A 15,670-nucleotide genomic window follows, 5' to 3' on the forward strand; every position below is an offset into this window, starting at 1 on the left:
CCGACGTAGATCGAAAACATTGACCAAGATCTACCTGAGCGGGCTTGCGGGTTGGGTCAGGTGCTCGCGCCCCAGGTGAGGGAGAGGCCGGTGGCGGCCCGTTCTGTGCGGATCTCCATCATGCTGCCCAGGATCGTGGCGTGGTCGGCGACCAGCGCGGTGGCGTCGAGCGCGTACGTGATCCGCTCGCTGACGAAGACCGGGCTGCCGGCAGGCTCCCCGAGGTGGGGTGCGACGGCCGGGTCGAGCAGGCCGGGCCGGATCTTCTCCGAGGCACGCGCCACGGCCACCCCGCAGTCGGCGAGGGCGCCGTAGAGGGAGGTGGCGGTGAAGTCCCGATCGCGGATCTGCTCGGCGGCCGGCCGGCGGATCCAGGAGACCTGGTGGATCGCCGGGCGGCCGGCGAACTCGCGCACCCGCTCCAGCCGCAGCGCGGTCTCGCCGGGAGCCGTGCGCAACTGGGCGGCGATGCGGGCCGGCACCCGGCGCACCGAGCGGCCGAGCACGACGGTGCGGATCTCGTGGCCCTGTTTCCTGAGGTCGTCGGCGAGGCTCCGCAGGGAGCCCAGCTGGTAGGCCAGGTGCGGCGGGGACACGAACGTGCCCCGGCCGGCCTGCTGCACGATCAGCCCCTCGTCGCTGAGCTGCCGGAGCGCCTGGCGCAGCGTCATGAGGGTGACCCCGTACGAGGCGCTCAGCTCGCGTTGGGACGGCAGCGCCGCGCCGGGGGCGTAATGTCCCGCCCGGATCTTCGCCGCGAGGTCGGCGGCTATGGCGCGGTACCTCGCTTCGTGTCCGGCGTCACGGGCCATGGTCTTTCGTCACGCTCCTGGTCAAGGGCCCGCCGCAGCCCCGTCAGGTAGGCGCCGACGTCGTCCGGCCCCGCCCCGTCGAGGATCCGGCGCATGATCGCGGCACCGATGACGACACCGTCGGCGCGCCGGGTGGCTTCCACGGCCTGCTCGGGCGTGGAAATGCCAAATCCTAGCAAGACCGGCCGGTCGCTGCCCTGCTTGATCCGTTCGGTGAGGGCCGCGGCGGACTCCGCGAGCGCGGTCCGCTCGCCGGTGGTGCCCATCACCGAGACGGCGTAGACGAAGCCCCGGCTGCGGCGCGAGATCTCGTCCAGCCGCGGCTGCGGCGTCACCGGGGAGGCGAGCAGCGCCAGGTCGACGCCGGTGGCCGCCGCCGCGTCGGCCAGCTCGCCGGCTTCGTCCAGCGGCAGGTCGGGCACGATGAGCCCGGCGATCCCCGCCCGGCGCAGCGCCCGGCAGAACGCCGTGGGCCCGTCGCGCAGCACCAGGTTGTAGTAGGTGCTGGCGACCAGCGGCACGTCCAGGCGCAGCTCGGCGACCTCGGCCAGGATGCCGTCCACCGTCGTGCCCCGGGCCAGCGCCGCGTCCGACGCCTCCTGGATGGTGGCGCCGTCGAGCGTGGGGTCGGAGAACGGCAGGCCGAGCTCGATCGCGTCCGCGCCGGCGGCGGCGAACGCCCGCAGGTAGCCGGTCCAGCCGGGGGCGATGCCGCCGGTCACGTACGGCATGAGCAGCTTGTGACCGCCGTCGCGCCGGTCGCGCAGCGGCCTTTCGAGCAGTCCGGTACTCATACCAGCTCCTTCAGGGTCGAGATGTCCTTGTCGCCCCTGCCGGACAGGGTGAGCAGAACCGTCGCACCCGGCGGCAGCTCGCCCGTACGCGCCGCGCGGAGCACCCACGCGACCGCGTGCGCCGACTCCAGCGCGGGCACGATGCCCTCGGCGCGGGCCAGCCGCACCGCCGCGGCCACCACCTCCTCGTCGGAGACCGTGACATAGCGCGCCCTGCCGAGATCGCGCAGGTGGGCGTGCTCCGGCCCGACCCCGGGGTAGTCGAGGCCGGCCGCGATGGAGTGCGCCTCGGTGATCTGCCCGTGGTCGTCCTGGAGGAACAGCGAGCGGAAGCCGTGCAGCACGCCCAGCGTGCCCCTGGCCGCCCCCGCGCCGCCCTCCGCCTCGACGCCGACGAGCCGGGCGGTGGTGCCGACGAAGCCGGCGAACGTGCCCGCCGCGTTGGAGCCGCCTCCCACGCAGGCCACGACATAGTCGGGCACGGCGCTGGCGAGCGCCCCGGCGCACTGCTCGCGCGCCTCGTCGCCGATGACCCGCTGGAACTCGCGCACCATCCACGGGTACGGGTTGGGCCCGATGACCGAGCCGACGCAGTAGTACGCCTCGTCGGTGACCCCCACCCAGTGGCGCAACGCCTCGCTGGTGGCGTCCTTGAGGGTGCGGCTGCCGGTGCCGACCGGTACGACCTCGGCGCCCAGCATCCGCATCCGGAAGACGTTCAGCGACTGCCGCTCGACGTCCCGTTCGCCCATGAACACGGTCGCCCGCAGCCCCAGCAGGGCGGCGGCGGTCGCGACGGCCACGCCGTGCTGGCCCGCGCCGGTCTCGGCGATCAGGCTGGTGCGGCCCATCCGGCGGGCCAGCAGCGCCTGGCCCACCACGTTGTTGATCTTGTGGGAGCCGGTGTGGGTGAGATCCTCCCGCTTGAGCAGCAGGGTCACGCCGAGCTCCGCGGACAGCCGCCGGGCCGGGGTCAGCGGCGTGGGCCGCCCCACGTACAGGGTCAGCGCCTCCGCGAGGCTCTCGCGGAACGCCGGGTCGGTCCGGGCCTCCCGGAAGGCCGCCTCCACCTGCCGGCAGGCCGCGACCAGCGACTCCGGCACGTACAGCCCGCCGTAGTCCCCGAACCTGCCCAGCGCGCCGGGGTCCTCCATCACGCCTGGCCGCGTCGCCAGGACCTCTGCTTTCATGTGCCTCACTCCTCTATAACTCTGACGAGAGTTCTATAACTGTGAGTTTGGCACAGGGTGCGCGAGAAGCGCTAGGGCACCCAGCAGAGCGGCGACCGTGATGTCACACTCGGCGGCGTCGAGGGCTCTCAGGGGGTGCACGGCTGCCGCCGCTTTCCAAGGAGCTCTCTTGACCACCGCCTATGTCGTCACCGCCCTCGTGACCATCGCCGCCAACACGTTCTCGGGCTTCGCCGCCATGACCCGGCTCGAACCGATCATGCGGACCCTCGGCCCCGCCCTGAAGACGGCGGGAGTGCCCGAATCGTGGCTGGTATTCCCGATCGGCGCGCTCAAGGCTGCGGGCGCGCTCGGGCTGGCGCTAGGGCTCCTCGGCGTGCCGCTGATCGGCACGGCCGCCGCGGCCGGCCTCGTCCTCTACTTCGTCTGCGCCCTCTACACCCACCTGCGCGTCAGCGACTTCTCGCCGATGTTCTTCCTGGCGCTCGGGTTTCTCGGGGCGGCGGTGGCCACGCTGGCCTTGGACCCGGCGCTGGTGCTGCACGCCGCGAGCTGAAGGAGCGGGCTACGGATCCGGCGTCGCGTGGGGAGCGCGGTGGGCCTCGACCTCGGCGGTCCCGCCTAGGGGCGGCGGCCCGACCGTACGATCACCGTCACCAGCAGGGCCAGGGCGAACGCCGCGCCCAGCAGGAAGAGGGCGAACCCGGCCAGCAGGTTCCAGTTGCCCAGGTCGGCCAGGAGCGGGAGGGCGGGGTCCAGGTAGAACAGGACGATCCACGCCGCGCCGACGAACCAGGAGACGCCCATCGCCGCGGCCAGGCGGCGGGCCAGGCGGTTGGTCGATGCTTCGCGAGCCTGCTGATCGGACACCGGGCATCACTCCTGTTCGGATGGATCCAGCGTAACCAGATCAGGCGCAGAGCAGGCGGGCGATCGTCAGATCGGTGATGAGGACGTTGACCCAGCCGCCCTCGATCGCGGCCTTGATGGCGGAGAGCTTGCGCATGCCGCCCGCGACCCCGACCCGCCGTTCGACGGCGCGGAAGGTCGGCGCGTCGATGCCGATGACGCGCTGGTCGAAGCCCGAGTCGACGGGTTTGCCCGTGGAGTCGAAGAAGTGCAGGCAGACGTCGCCGACGGCGCCGAGCCCGCGCAGCTCCTCCTGGTCGGCCTGGCTGACCGCGTTGCCGCTGCTGAGCAGCAGCGGGGAGGGCTCCAGGCTGCCGATGCCCACCAGCACGACGGTCAGGTCGTGCCACTGCGCCTGCACGTCCTTCACGCTGGGGTCCTCCAGCAGCGCGTCGCGGATCGCGGTGGTCGCGACGACGCCGGGCAGGGGCACGAAGACCGGCCGGGCGTAGGTGAGGTTGGCCAGGCGGGCGACGAGCCGGGTGGCGTGCACCTGAGCCTCCGGGCTGCCGACCCCGCCGACCAGCTGGATCACCCGGTCGGCGACCTGGGAGTTCTTCTGCGGCAGGCGCTCGACCGTGGCCAGCAGGGTCTCGCTCCAGGAGGAGATGCCGATCACGTCCCCGCCGGTGAAGGTGACGCCGAGGTAGGCCGCCGCCGCGGAGGCCAGCGGCGGGATCACGTCGTCCTGGTAGTCCTCGATGTCCACGACCACGGCGTCGCGCAGCCCGTACCGGCGCTGCAGCTCCTCCTCCAGCTCGGTGTGCACCCCTTCGGGGAGCGTGACCACCGTGCGGACCATGCCCCGCGTGACCGCCTCCTTGAGGAGGCGGGACACGCGGGGCTGTGAGATGTTGAGCGTGGCGGCGATCTCGGGCTGGCGCATGTTCTGCTCGTGGTACATGCGCGCCACCCGGGCCAGGAGTCGCAGGTGATCCTTGGTCGTGTCGCGCCTACGTTCCGCGTTCTGGACCACCGCGCACCGCCTTTCTATTCACTCCTGAATGAAGCCTATTGTCCGAGCCGGCGTGGTGCAGACGTCCGGCAGGGTCACTTCCTGGCGAACACCCCGAACTCGTCGGCGTTGTCGGCCGTGACGAGCTCGCAGTCGATGGACTGCTTCTCGTCCTTGCCCGTCTTACCGGTCTTGATGAACTGGTCGGCCTGGTCCACGGCGCTGGTCGCGCCGAGCGCGGCGGGCTGCAGCCCGGTGGCGTGCATCTCGCCCGCCTTGATGGCGGCGATGGCGTCGGGGCTGCCGTCGAAGCCGACGACCACGACCTTCTTCAGCAGGCCGGCGGCCTTCAGCGCCGCGACCGCGCCCAGGGCCATGGTGTCGTTGCCGGCGATGACGCCCTGGATGTCACGGCTCTTCTGGATGATGGTCTCCATCTTGGTGAACGCCTCCTGCTGGTCCCAGTTGGCGCTCTCCTTGGCCACCGACTTCAGGTCCGGATACTGGGAGATCACGTCGGCGAAGCCCTTGGATCGGACGCTGGCGTTGGTGTCGGACTCCTTGCCGACCAGCTCGACGTAGTTGCCCTTGCTCTTCATGGCCTCCACGAACGACTGCGCGACCAGCTGGGCGCCCTGGGAGTTGTTGGAGACGATCTGGGCCTTGGCGATGCCGGTGGCGTTGATCTCCCGGTCGATCAGGAAGACCGGGATGCCGCCCTGCGCGGCCTTGCGGACCGGCCCGATGGAGGCGTCGGCGCCCGCGTTGTCCAGGATGATCGCCTTGGCCTGGCGGGAGATGGCGGCGTCGATCAGCTCGCTCTGCTTGTTCGGGTCGTCGTCGTGGGAGGCCACGGACGTCTGGTAGCCGAGCTTTTCGGCCTGGGCCTTGGCCGCCTCTGCCTCGGCCTTGAAGAACGGGTTGTCGTGCGACGGGGTGATGATCGCGATCAGGCCGCCGCCGGCCGCGGCGCTGCCGCTGCCCGCCGTCGCGGTGGTCGCGGGCTGGTCGCCGCCGCCGCAGGCGGTCAGCGTGGTGCAGCCGAGCAGGACGGACAGGGCCAAAGTGACAATGCGGGTGGGGGGCATGCTGTCTCCTTGTGGTTCAGTCTTGCTTCTTGCTGGCGGCGACCGCCGCCGCGGCGGCTCCCCGTCGCTTGAATCGCTGCTGGCCCTGGTCGAGCATCACAGCGAGGATGATGACCGCGCCCTTGATGAGGATCTGCCAGAACGTCGACACGCCCAGGATCACCAGGCCGTCGGCGAGGAACCCGATGACGAACGCGCCGACCAGGGTGCCGCGCACGGTGCCCCGGCCGCCGCTGAGCGCGGCGCCTCCGATGACCACCGCCGCGATGGCGTTGAGCTCGTACGTCTCCCCGGCCTGCGGGGCGGCCGAGGTGAGCTCCGAGGCGATGATGAGCCCGGCGACCGCCGCGCAGGCCCCGGAGATCACGTACACGATGGTCTTGACCCGCCGGATCGGCACGCCCGACAGGTCGGCGGCCCGCTCGTTGCCGCCGGTGGCGTAGAGCCAGCGGCCGAACGGGGACTTGGCCAGCAGCAGCACCGCCGCCACGGCCAGCAGGATCATGATCCAGATGGAGGTGGGCAGGCCGAGCGGGCGCCCGCTGCCGAGCAGCTCGAAGCCGGTGTTGCCGAGCGCCGGGTTGCCGCCCAGGTTGGGGTAGGTGGCGCCGTTGGAGATGAGCATCGCCGCGCCGCGGGCCACGTACAGCATGCCGAGCGTGGCGATGAACGGCGCCACGTTGAAGCGGGTGACGAGGATCCCGTTGAGCAGCCCGATCGCCATGCCGACCGAGACGCACAGCACGATCACCACCCACACGGGCGGGTAGGCGATCACGCCGCCGACGTGCAGACCCTGCAGGAGCTCGCCGGCGACCACGCCGGACAGGCCCACGATGGAGCCGACGGACAGGTCGATGCCGCCCTTGAGGATCACCAGCAGCATGCCGAGCGCGATCACGCCGTTGATGGCGACGTGCTTGGTCATCGTGATCAGGTTCGGGACGGTGAGGAAGGAGTCCGACAGCACGCCGAAGATCACGATGAGCACGGCGAGCGCGATGAAGGCGCGCAGCTCGAAGGCCACGTTCAGCAGCGAGAGGCGGCGGGCCCGGGTGGCGGCCTGCTCCGGGGCCGCGGTCGTCGCCGTCGCCGTCATGACGAACCGTCCTGAGTTCCGCCGTCGGACACGCGCATCAGTTCCTCCCGGGTCAGCTCGCCGCGCCGAAACTCGCCGACGAGGGCGCCGCGGGCGAGCACGAGCAGCCGGTCGGGGATGTGCAGGGCCTCTTCGGCGTCGGATGTGGTGAACAGCACGGCCAGGCCCCGCCTGGCCTGGGCCGCCATCAGCTCGAAGATGTCGGCCTTGGCGCCCACGTCCACGCCGCGGGACGGCTCGTCCAGCAGCAGGACGCGCGGCCCGGTCAGCAGCGCCTTGCCGATGATCACTTTCTGCTGGTTGCCGCCGCTCAGCGATCCGATGGCCGCCTGGGCGCCGCTGGTCTTGACGGTGACGTCGGCGATGGTGCGGGTGACGGCGGCGCGCTCGCGCTCCTGGGAGACGAACAGGCCGCGGACGAACGTTCCGAGCGCGGCCAGCGACAGGTTCTGCCCGACCGACATGGTCTGCACGAGGCCGTCACGCTGGCGGTCCTCGGGCACCAGCACCACGCCCCGCCCGATGCGGTCGCGGATACCGCCCTCGTGCAGGGGCGCCCCGTCCAGCAGCACCTCGCCGGAGGACGGCCGCAGGCGGCCCGCCAGTGTCTCCAGTAACTCGGTGCGCCCGGAGCCCATCAGCCCGTAGATGCCGACGATCTCGCCCGCGCGCACGCTGAGCGACAGCCCGTTCACGGCCAGCCGGTCGGGAACGGCCGGGTCGGCCACGGTGAGCCCTCGGACGCCCAGCGCCTCCTCGCCGAGCACCGGCTCGCGGCTGGGGAACAGCGTGTCCTGGTCGCGGCCGACCATCTGCTCGACGATCCAGCGGATGTCGACCTGTTGTCGGCCTGGGCCTGCCTGGGCCGTGGCGACCAGCCGTCCGTCGCGCAGCACCACGACGTCGTCGGCGATCTCCAGCGCCTCGTCCAGGTGGTGGGAGATGTAGACGACGGCGACTCCTGCGGCGGTCAGCTCCCTGATCACCCGGAAGAGCACGTCGACCTCGGGCGCCGTCAGGGCCGAGGTGGGTTCGTCCATGATGAGGACGCGGGCCTGTTGCAGCAGGGCGCGGGCGATCTCCACCAGCTGCTGCTGGCCGAGGCGCAGGTCGCCGACGAGCCGGTCGGGGTCGACGTCCTCCTCCAGCCGGTGCAGGACCGCGGCCGTGGCCGCGCGCTGCGCCTTGCGGTCGATGGAGCCGTACGCGGTGCGGACCTCGCGGGCCAGGAACAGGTTGTCCTGGATGCTGAGGTTGGGGCAGAGGCTGAGCTCCTGGTGGATGATCGAGATGCCCTGGTCGGCCGCGTCGCGGGAGGAGCGCAGCCGCACGGGCCGCCCGTCCAGCTCGACGTCGCCGGTGGTGGGCCGCTCGATCCCGGCCAGGATCTTCATCAGGGTCGACTTGCCGGCGCCGTTCTCGCCGAACAGCGCGGTCACGCGGCCGGGCGCGACGGCGAAGTCGACGCCCTTGAGGGCGTGCGTGCCGCCGTACACCTTGGTGACCTCGCAGGCCCGCAGGACCGGGTCGGAAGTAGGCGCGGTCATGAGATCGCCACCGGGGTGATCGTCACCGTCTGCGGCGTCAGCAGGGTGAACGCCCCGGTGACGGAGATCTGCTTGCCTTCCAGTGCCGCCGCGTCCAGCCCTTTGAGCAGTTTTTCGCGCAGCTGGTTGTTCAGGGCGGTGGCGGCGTCGGCGTACTCCACCTGGTTGGTGAACTGGCCGAACGTGATGAATCCCACCGCGTCGCGCAGCGCGGTGCCGTTGATGGCGGGGCCGATCTGCACGGAGACGCGGGTGCCGTCCGGCAGGCCCTTGACGGTGACGGGGAGCAGCCCGGACCTGGCCGCGCCGGCCTCGCCGGTCACCTTGACGGCGAAGGTGTAGGGGCCGGTGCCCTGGCGCTTGCCGTACTTCTGGCTCGCGGCGTCCTTGTCGGCGGCCAGGGCGTCGAGCAGGACGGGCAGGTCGACGGCGGCGCTCTTGACGGCGGGCACGATCTTGGCCTCGTAGTTCTGGGCGCCGAACGCGGCCGGGTCGAACTTCTTCGGTGCCGCCGCGGCCGCGGTCTCGGCCGTCCGGTACTCGGTGCTGACGGCCATGAGGACGATCAGCACGGCGACGGCGGCGGCGGTGATCCAGCGGATCGGGACGCGCCGATGGGGGGTCGGCGCCGTTGCTGTCATGTGGTGTTCCCTTCTCAGGAGGGCTGGGATCTGCGCACGGCCTCGTGCCAGGCGGCCTTCCTGGCCGCGCGGTCGGTCTCGGCCAGGGCGGGCTCGAACCGGTCGGCGGGCCGCGGGCGCCGTTCCAGCTCGTCGAGCGTCCACAGCTTGGCCGCGAGCCCGGCGGCGTCGGCCACGCCGAGGCACGACAGGTCGTGCTCGCCGGAGCGGGCGACGGCGCGTCCGCCGAGGTCGGCCTGCAGTCGCATCATCCGGTCGCTGCGGGTGAGCCCGCCGTCGGCCATGAGCACGCTCACCCGGCCGACGGCCCGTTCGATGGCCGTCACGACGTCCTCGACCTGGAAGGCGACGGCCTCCAGGGCGGCGGCGACGAGCTGGCCGCGCCGGGTGCCCAGCGTCAGGCCGGTCACGACGGGGGTGGCGTCCGGCTCCCACCACGGGGCGCCGAGCCCGCCGAAGGCCGGCACGAAGTGCACGCCGTCCGGGCCGGTGTCCGCGGCCTCGGACAGCAGCTCCTCGGTGCGTACGCCGAACAGCTCCGCGAGCCAGCTGACCGTGCGCCCGGTCGCCCGGATGTTGCCCTCGACGCCCAGCACCCTGCCGCCGACGTCCCAGGCGATGCTGCGGCACAGCCCGGGGGCCTCACCGCAGTCGCCGATGGCCATCACGGAGGAGCCGGTGCCGTACGTGGCCTTCACCACGCCGGGCCGCCAGCCGGCGTGGGCGAACATCGCCGCGTGCGAGTCGCCCATGACCGCCAGCACCGGCACCCCGTCGGGCAGCGGCGCGAGGTCGCGGACGGCGGGGAAGGCGCCGCAGGAGGCGACCACCCGTGGCAGCACCTCGGCCGGCACCCCGAACAGCTCCAGCAGCCGCGGGTCCCAGTCCCCGGTCCCGACGTCGAGCAGCTGGGTGCGCGAGGCGTTGCCGACCTCGATGACGTGCTCCCCGCCCAGCCGGCTGAGCAGCCAGGAGTCGACGGTGCCCAGGCACAGCTCTCCCGCCCGGCCGCGGCGCCGGTCCGGATCGTACGCGTCGAGCAGCCAGCGGGCCTTGAGCGCGGAGAACATCGGGTCCAGCGGCATCCCGCTCACCGACCGCACCAGGCCGGCGGCCCCGGTGGCGGCCAGCTCGCGGCACTGGGCGGCGGTGCGCTGGTCCTGCCAGCTGATCAGCGGCCCGACCGGCTCGCCGGTGCGGCGCTCCCACAGCACCAGCGACTCCCGCTGGTTGCTGAACCCCACGCCGGCGACCCGGGCGGCCAGCTCGGGGCTGACACAGTCGGCGACCGCCCGCCGCACGCTCTGCCACAGCTCGTCGGCCGACTGCTCGACCCAGCCGGGGCGGGGCTGGGCCTCGGCGACCGGCACGACGGCGCGGGAGACGACCCGGCCGGCCTCGTCCACGAGCAGCGCCTTGGTGGAGCTGGTGCCCTGGTCGATGGCCAGGATGAGCGGGCTAGCCATGGCGCAGCAGGTCCTTGACGGCGCTGACGATGCCGTCGGCGGACAGGCCGAAGTGGTCGAGCAGGAAGGCGGTGTCGCCGGTGGGGGCGAACACGCGGGGCACGCCGAGGATGCGCATGGGGACGGGGTGGCGGGTGACGACGGTGGCGGCGACGGCCGCGCCGAGCCCGCCGCTGATGGTGGCCTCCTCGGCGGTGACGATGCCGCGGGTCTCCCGCGCGGCGGCCTCGACGGCGTCCTCGTCCAGCGGGTCGAGGAAGGGCATGTTGAGGACCCGCAGGTAGATGCCCTCCTCGCGGAGCCGGGCGGCCGCCTGCAGCGCGCGCGAGGTCAGCGAGCCGATGGCGATCACGGTGGCGTCGTCGCCGTCGGCGAGCAGCACCGCCCTGCGCGGCTCGAAGGGCGCACCCTCCGGCGTGACCACGGGCACCTTGAACCGCGGGATGCGCACGTAGCTGGGCCTGCCGGAGGCCGCCGCCCAGCGGACGGCGGCGCGGGTCTGGACGGAGTCGGCCGGGACGATCACGTCGAGCCCGGCGACCGCGCGCATCCAGGACAGGTCCTCGATCGAGTGGTGGGTGGGGCCGAGCTCGCCATAGGCCATGCCCGGGCTCTGCCCGCAGAGCACGACGTGCGCCTCGCTGTAGGCGACGTCGGCCTTGATCTGCTCCAGGGCGCGGCCCGTGAGGAACGGCGCCGCCGCGCACACGAAGGGGATCTTGCCGGCGTTGGCCAGCCCCGCGCCCACCCCGACGAGGTCCTGCTCGGCGATGCCGACGTTGATCAGCCGGTCGGGGAACCGTTCCCGGAAGCCGACGAGGTTGCTGGAGCCCACGGAGTCGTTGCAGACGGCCACGATCCGCTCGTCCTCCGCGGCCAGGGCCAGGAGCTCCGCGGCGAAGTCCTGGCGGCAGTCGAAGGCGGTCTGCTGGTCGGTCAGGGTCATCGGGCCAGCTCCGCGAGGGCCGCTTCGACCTGGTCGGGGCTGGGCACCTTGTGGTGCCACTCAACCCGGTCCTCCATGAACGACACTCCCTTCCCCTTGATCGTGTGGGCGATGACGGCCACCGGCCGGCCGGTGGACGAGCCGCTCATCGCCTGCAGGAGGGCGAGGTGGTCGTGGCCGTCGACCTCGCGTACCTCCCAGCCGAAGCTGCGCCATTTGTCGTCCAGCGCGCCCAGGGCGTTGGTGTCCTCCGTCCTGGCGCCCTGCTGCAGCCGGTTGCGGTCGATGACGGCGGTCAGCGACGACAGGCCGTGGTGGGCGGCGGCCATGGCCGCCTCCCAGTTGCTGCCCTCCTGCAACTCCCCGTCACCGAGCACCACGAACGTGCGCCAGTCCGCGCCGTCGAGCTTGGCGGCCAGCGCGCACCCGGTGGCCACGGGCAGGCCGTGCCCGAGCGCGCCGGTGTTGGTCTCGATGCCCGGGACCTTGATGCGGTTGGGATGACCGTTGAGCGCCGACAGCGGGGCCATGAAGGTGTCCAGCTCGGTCGTGGGGAAGAAGCCGCAGTGGGCGAGGGTCGAGTACAGGGCGGCCGCGCAGTGCCCCTTGCTGAGCACGAAACGGTCGCGCCCGCTCCAGTGCGGGCGTTCCGGATCGACGGACAGCACGCCGTAGAAGCAGGTGACCAGGATGTCGGTGACGGACAGGTCACCGCCGACGTGCCCCATCTGGGCACGGTCGATCATGCGGATGATGCTCCGGCGCACCTCTGTGGCCAACTGGTCCAGCTCCGCGGCCGCGGTGTGCCGGTCGGCCCGGCGAATCCGTTCGGTCGCCTGGCGATAGACGGCCGAACGCGTCGGATCGGCAGCAAGCAACATCATCACCGGGCCACGACTTGAATATCTATTCCGATATGACTAGGCATATTTTGAAGCTAAGGCCGGGATCGCGTTCATGTCAATGAGGTGCGGAAGTGTGCGGCTCGCCTGCTTCTTGACGGCTGTATGTCGCCGACGTTACATTCCGCTCGAATAGACAGGCGCTATTGAATAGCTATTCAATCGCCTCCAGCCCTCTGGAGATGGCAATGAAGACCCCAGGCAAAGCGGCAGTGCTGGCAGCATCTGCGCTGCTCCTGGCCGCCTGCAGCGGCCGAGTCGAGGACAACACCAGTGCGACCAGCGGGGGGCAGGTCAAGCTGAGCTGGTGGATGGTCACGCAGAACGCGGAGTCGGCAGGTGCCGCGTTCAAGTCGATTATCGGCGACTTCGAGAAGCAGAACCCGAACATCAAGGTAGATCTTCAGTACCGCGCGGTGGATGCGCACAAGGACGCGCTGCGGACGACGGCCGGCAGTAGCTCCGGCCCGGACATCTACTACAACTGGGCCGGCCCCGGCCTCGGCGGCGAGCTGGTCAAGTCGGGCGTGAGCCTCGACCTGAGCAAGTACTACCAGCAGTACAAGTGGGCCGACCGGTTCAACCCGTCGACCCTGAAGGCCTACACGCAGTACGGCGGCTACCACGGCGTGCCCTGGACGCAGCGCACCGAGGTCGTCTACTACCACAAGGACCAGTTCGCCAAGGCGGGCATCAGCGCGCCTCCCACCACGTACCAGGAGTGGGCCACGGCGGCGCAGAAGCTCAAGGACGCCGGGCTCACCCCGATCACCATGGGTGGCAAGGACAACTGGCACGTCATGCGGCTGCTGGACACGTTCATCGAGACCAACTGCGGCGCCGAGCTGGGCGACAAGCTCAACACCCGCGCGACGAGCTGGGCTGGCCAGCCGTGCGTGGACAAGTCCTTCGAGCAGCTCAAGCAGTGGTCGGACAACTACTTCAACAAGGGCTTCGCCGGCCTGCCGGTGGCCGAGGCGGGCGCGATGTTCCACTCGGGCAAGTCGGCCATGCAGCTTGAGGGAGACTGGTTCACCCAGCAGAACATCGACGCCGGCGACGACCAGAACAACGTGGGCGTCTTCCCGATGCCGACCGGCACCGACCGGCTCTACGGCTTCTCCGAGGGCATGTACATCAGCAAGTCGAGCAAGCATCCGGACGAGGCCGCCAAGTTCCTGGACTTCTTCACCTCCGCCGCCGTGGAGGGCAAGTACCTGGGCGTCTTCTCCTCGGTCCCGGTGAACAAGGACACCAAGGGGGCCAACCCGCTCGCGCCGATCAACACGCAGATCGCCGAGCTGACCGGCAAGGCCAAGGGCTTCTTCCTCAACAACGACCAGAACTTCCCCACCGACGTGACGACCGAGTACTGGCGCATCCAGAACGGGGTCACCAGCGGCTCGATCGCCCCCAAGGAGGCGGGCGCGTTGCTGCAGAAGTTCATCGACACCCACAAGGACTGACCAGCCGTGACCGGCCGGGGGATCGTCCCTCCGGCCGGTCCGATCAACCGAGGAGGAGCGGCCTTGGCCACCGTGTCCACCGCCCCCACCACGTCACGACCCACCCACCCCTCGCACCGCCCCCGCACGCCACGCCGCAGCCTGCCCTTCCTGGGCGCGCTGCCGTTCCTGGCGCCCGCGCTGGCGCTCTACGGGATCTTCCTGCTGTTCCCCATCGTCTCGGCGATCTACCTCAGCTTCGTGCGGTGGAACGGCTTCCCCACCGTGCCGCAGATCTGGGCGGGACTGGCGAACTACCAGGACATCTTCACCAACGACACGGTCTTCCACACCGCCCTGCGCAACAGCGTCATGTGGGTGGTGCTCTCGCTCATCGTGCCCACGGTGCTCGCCCTGCTGCTCGCCCTGGCCCTCAACCACCGGCTCCTCGGCCGCAACCTGATGCGCTCGGCGTTCTACATCCCCGCGGTGCTGGCCTCGATCGCCGTGGCGACCATGTGGACGTGGATGTACAACCCGAACTCCGGTCTGGTCAACAGCACGTTGACGTCCCTCGGCCTGTCGTCGTGGATCCAGGACTGGCTCGGCGACCCGCAGATCGCCCTCTACTCCGTCTTCGTCGCCTTCGTCTGGCAGACGACGGGCTTCTCCATGGTGCTGTTCCTGGCCGGGCTGCAGACGGTGCCGGCCGATCTCGTCGAGGCGGCCAAGCTGGACGGCGCCTCCGCCTGGCAGACCTTCAGGAACGTCACCCTCCCGGCGCTGCGGCCCACCTTCACCGTCGTCCTGGTGCTCACCGTCATCAGCTCGCTCAAGGTGTTCGACCTCATCGTGGGTATGACCAACGGCGGTCCGGCCCAGTCGAGCCAGGTGCTGGCCCTGTGGTCCTACAGCCAGTCGTTCATCAACCACAACTTCGGAGGGGGCAACGCGCTGGCCGTCGTCCTGCTCGTGATCACCTTGGCGCTCGTCCTGCCGTACCTGCTGTGGACCTTGAAGGAGGACGAGCGATGACCGCTGTCCGCCGGTTCAACTACCCGCTCATCGGGCTGTGGATCGCGCTGGTCGTCACCGCGCTGATCTGGCTCGCGCCGTTCGCCTTCATGGTGCTGACCTCGCTGAAGTCCACCGCCGACATCACCCGCTCCTCGGTCTGGGCGCTGCCGGAGGTGTGGCGCTGGGACAACTACTCCGCCGCCGCCGAGCGGGGCGAGCTGTGGACCGTGGTGAAGAACAGCGCCTACATCGCGCTCATCAAGGTGCCGCTCGGCCTGATGGTCTCGGCCGCGGCGGCGTTCGCGATCGCGCGGCTGCGCTTCAAGCGGCACCGGATGCTGCTCATCGTGATCACCCTGGGCGCGATGGTGCCGGTGCAGGTCGCCATCGCCCCGATGTTCACCACGCTGTCCAGCATGGGGCTGCTGAACTCCACGAACGGGATCATCCTGCCCTACCTGGCCTTCGGCATCCCGTCCCAGGTGTTCTTCCTGTACGGGTTCTTCCGCTCGCTGCCCCGCGAGCTCGACGAGGCCGCCCGCATCGACGGCTCGGGGAACTGGCGGCTGTTCGTCGGGGTGATCCTGCCGCTGGCCAAGCCCGCCCTGGCCGCCCTGTTCATCCTGGACTTCGTCGCCACCTGGAACGAGTACGGGATGGCCCTGGTGCTGCTGCAGGACCAGGACGCGCGTACGGTGCCGCTGGCGCTGCAGGCCTTCCAGTCGCAGTTCGCCTCCAACTACGGGCAGCTCAACGCCTTCATCATCATGTCCATCCTCCCGGTCCTCATCGTTTATCTGATGTTCCAGCGCTTCTTCACACAAGGCGCCCTCGCCGGCGCGATCAAGGGATAGGAGAC

General features: G+C 70.8%; 16 protein-coding genes. 4 read left to right on the forward strand and 12 right to left on the reverse strand.

The features are described 5' to 3' along the window. Positions 1-56: 56 nt before the first annotated feature. The 3 genes from ABZS69_RS26405 to trpB are packed head-to-tail and all read right to left on the reverse strand — an operon-like array spanning position 57 to position 2,796. Positions 57-812, reverse strand: coding sequence for a GntR family transcriptional regulator (locus ABZS69_RS26405; protein WP_355377171.1), 756 nt, complete (start codon positions 810-812; stop codon positions 57-59). Continuing rightward, the gene (gene trpA, locus ABZS69_RS26410; RefSeq protein ID WP_355377173.1) at positions 770-1,606 is read right to left on the reverse strand and encodes a tryptophan synthase subunit alpha; all 837 of its coding nucleotides are present in this window, start codon (positions 1,604-1,606) and stop codon (positions 770-772) included. The genes ABZS69_RS26405 and trpA overlap by 43 nt, the downstream gene beginning before the upstream one ends. Beyond that, a complete protein-coding gene (trpB, locus tag ABZS69_RS26415) occupies positions 1,603-2,796 on the reverse strand; it encodes a tryptophan synthase subunit beta (RefSeq protein ID WP_355377175.1) in 1,194 nt (397 codons plus the stop codon). Before trpB ends, trpA begins: the two co-directional genes overlap by 4 nt. A 169-nt stretch (positions 2,797-2,965) precedes the next feature. Between trpB and ABZS69_RS26420 the strand changes: the two genes are divergently transcribed. After that, positions 2,966-3,352, forward strand: a complete 387-nt coding sequence (locus tag ABZS69_RS26420; protein WP_355377176.1) for a DoxX family protein — start codon at positions 2,966-2,968, stop codon at positions 3,350-3,352. A 65-nt stretch (positions 3,353-3,417) separates the two neighbouring features. Here ABZS69_RS26420 and ABZS69_RS26425 read toward each other — a convergent pair whose 3' ends face one another. The 9 genes from ABZS69_RS26425 to ABZS69_RS26465 all read right to left on the reverse strand — a co-directional run bounded on the left by ABZS69_RS26425 (position 3,418) and on the right by ABZS69_RS26465 (position 12,331). Beyond that, on the reverse strand, positions 3,418-3,666 hold the full coding sequence (locus ABZS69_RS26425) for a cell division protein CrgA (protein WP_355377178.1): 249 nt from the start codon (positions 3,664-3,666) through the stop codon (positions 3,418-3,420). A gap of 40 nt (positions 3,667-3,706) precedes the next feature. Further along, a complete protein-coding gene (locus ABZS69_RS26430; protein ID WP_355377180.1) occupies positions 3,707-4,681 on the reverse strand; it encodes a sugar-binding transcriptional regulator in 975 nt (324 codons plus the stop codon). Positions 4,682-4,755: 74 nt separating this feature from the next. After that, complete coding sequence (locus ABZS69_RS26435; RefSeq protein WP_355377182.1) at positions 4,756-5,748, reverse strand: D-ribose ABC transporter substrate-binding protein; 993 nt, start codon at positions 5,746-5,748, stop codon at positions 4,756-4,758. A 16-nt stretch (positions 5,749-5,764) separates the two neighbouring features. Next, positions 5,765-6,847 (reverse strand): ABC transporter permease, encoded by a 1,083-nt coding sequence (locus ABZS69_RS26440; RefSeq protein WP_355377184.1) that lies wholly within the window; start codon positions 6,845-6,847, stop codon positions 5,765-5,767. After that, on the reverse strand, positions 6,844-8,394 hold the full coding sequence (locus ABZS69_RS26445) for a sugar ABC transporter ATP-binding protein (protein WP_355377186.1): 1,551 nt from the start codon (positions 8,392-8,394) through the stop codon (positions 6,844-6,846). Before ABZS69_RS26445 ends, ABZS69_RS26440 begins: the two co-directional genes overlap by 4 nt. Further along, complete coding sequence (locus ABZS69_RS26450; RefSeq protein ID WP_355377188.1) at positions 8,391-9,035, reverse strand: DUF2291 domain-containing protein; 645 nt, start codon at positions 9,033-9,035, stop codon at positions 8,391-8,393. The genes ABZS69_RS26445 and ABZS69_RS26450 overlap by 4 nt, the downstream gene beginning before the upstream one ends. A gap of 14 nt (positions 9,036-9,049) precedes the next feature. Continuing rightward, positions 9,050-10,501 (reverse strand): FGGY family carbohydrate kinase, encoded by a 1,452-nt coding sequence (locus tag ABZS69_RS26455; RefSeq protein ID WP_355377190.1) that lies wholly within the window; start codon positions 10,499-10,501, stop codon positions 9,050-9,052. After that, positions 10,494-11,447, reverse strand: coding sequence for a transketolase C-terminal domain-containing protein (locus ABZS69_RS26460; RefSeq protein ID WP_355377192.1), 954 nt, complete (start codon positions 11,445-11,447; stop codon positions 10,494-10,496). The genes ABZS69_RS26455 and ABZS69_RS26460 overlap by 8 nt, the downstream gene beginning before the upstream one ends. Continuing rightward, positions 11,444-12,331 carry a transketolase gene (locus tag ABZS69_RS26465; RefSeq protein ID WP_355377194.1) on the reverse strand — a complete coding sequence of 296 codons (888 nt, stop codon included), beginning with the start codon at positions 12,329-12,331 and terminating at the stop codon, positions 11,444-11,446. The genes ABZS69_RS26460 and ABZS69_RS26465 overlap by 4 nt, the downstream gene beginning before the upstream one ends. A 206-nt stretch (positions 12,332-12,537) precedes the next feature. Here ABZS69_RS26465 and ABZS69_RS26470 point away from each other — a divergent pair, with 206 nt between their 5' ends. The 3 genes from ABZS69_RS26470 (at position 12,538) to ABZS69_RS26480 (ending at position 15,665) form a co-directional block, all read left to right on the forward strand. Continuing rightward, positions 12,538-13,815: an ABC transporter substrate-binding protein gene (locus ABZS69_RS26470; protein ID WP_355377196.1), complete on the forward strand. Its 1,278-nt coding sequence runs from the start codon at positions 12,538-12,540 to the stop codon at positions 13,813-13,815. A 72-nt stretch (positions 13,816-13,887) separates the two neighbouring features. Next, on the forward strand, positions 13,888-14,829 hold the full coding sequence (locus ABZS69_RS26475) for a sugar ABC transporter permease (RefSeq protein ID WP_355377339.1): 942 nt from the start codon (positions 13,888-13,890) through the stop codon (positions 14,827-14,829). Then, entirely contained in the window at positions 14,826-15,665 is an 840-nt protein-coding gene (locus tag ABZS69_RS26480; RefSeq protein ID WP_355377198.1) for a carbohydrate ABC transporter permease, read from the forward strand. Before ABZS69_RS26475 ends, ABZS69_RS26480 begins: the two co-directional genes overlap by 4 nt. The last annotated feature ends 5 nt before the right edge of the window (positions 15,666-15,670 follow it).

The sequence above is a fragment of the Nonomuraea sp. NPDC005650 genome, assembly GCF_040605375.1.
In the GTDB taxonomy this organism is placed as follows: Bacteria; Actinomycetota; Actinomycetes; order Streptosporangiales; family Streptosporangiaceae; genus Nonomuraea.

Bases quoted from the DNA above. Each gene is read 5' to 3' on its own strand.
- ABZS69_RS26455 (WP_355377190.1), bottom strand. From the start codon at position 10,501: ATGGCTAGCCCGCTCATCCTGGCCATCGACCAGGGCACCAGCTCCACC.
- ABZS69_RS26480 (WP_355377198.1), top strand. From the start codon at position 14,826: ATGACCGCTGTCCGCCGGTTCAACTACCCGCTCATCGGGCTGTGGATC.
- ABZS69_RS26450 (WP_355377188.1), bottom strand. From the start codon at position 9,035: ATGACAGCAACGGCGCCGACCCCCCATCGGCGCGTCCCGATCCGCTGG.
- ABZS69_RS26445 (WP_355377186.1), bottom strand. From the start codon at position 8,394: ATGACCGCGCCTACTTCCGACCCGGTCCTGCGGGCCTGCGAGGTCACC.
- ABZS69_RS26405 (WP_355377171.1), bottom strand. From the start codon at position 812: ATGGCCCGTGACGCCGGACACGAAGCGAGGTACCGCGCCATAGCCGCC.
- ABZS69_RS26460 (WP_355377192.1), bottom strand. From the start codon at position 11,447: ATGACCCTGACCGACCAGCAGACCGCCTTCGACTGCCGCCAGGACTTC.
- trpA (WP_355377173.1), bottom strand. From the start codon at position 1,606: ATGAGTACCGGACTGCTCGAAAGGCCGCTGCGCGACCGGCGCGACGGC.
- ABZS69_RS26465 (WP_355377194.1), bottom strand. From the start codon at position 12,331: ATGATGTTGCTTGCTGCCGATCCGACGCGTTCGGCCGTCTATCGCCAG.
- ABZS69_RS26470 (WP_355377196.1), top strand. From the start codon at position 12,538: ATGAAGACCCCAGGCAAAGCGGCAGTGCTGGCAGCATCTGCGCTGCTC.
- trpB (WP_355377175.1), bottom strand. From the start codon at position 2,796: ATGAAAGCAGAGGTCCTGGCGACGCGGCCAGGCGTGATGGAGGACCCC.
- ABZS69_RS26435 (WP_355377182.1), bottom strand. From the start codon at position 5,748: ATGCCCCCCACCCGCATTGTCACTTTGGCCCTGTCCGTCCTGCTCGGC.
- ABZS69_RS26440 (WP_355377184.1), bottom strand. From the start codon at position 6,847: ATGACGGCGACGGCGACGACCGCGGCCCCGGAGCAGGCCGCCACCCGG.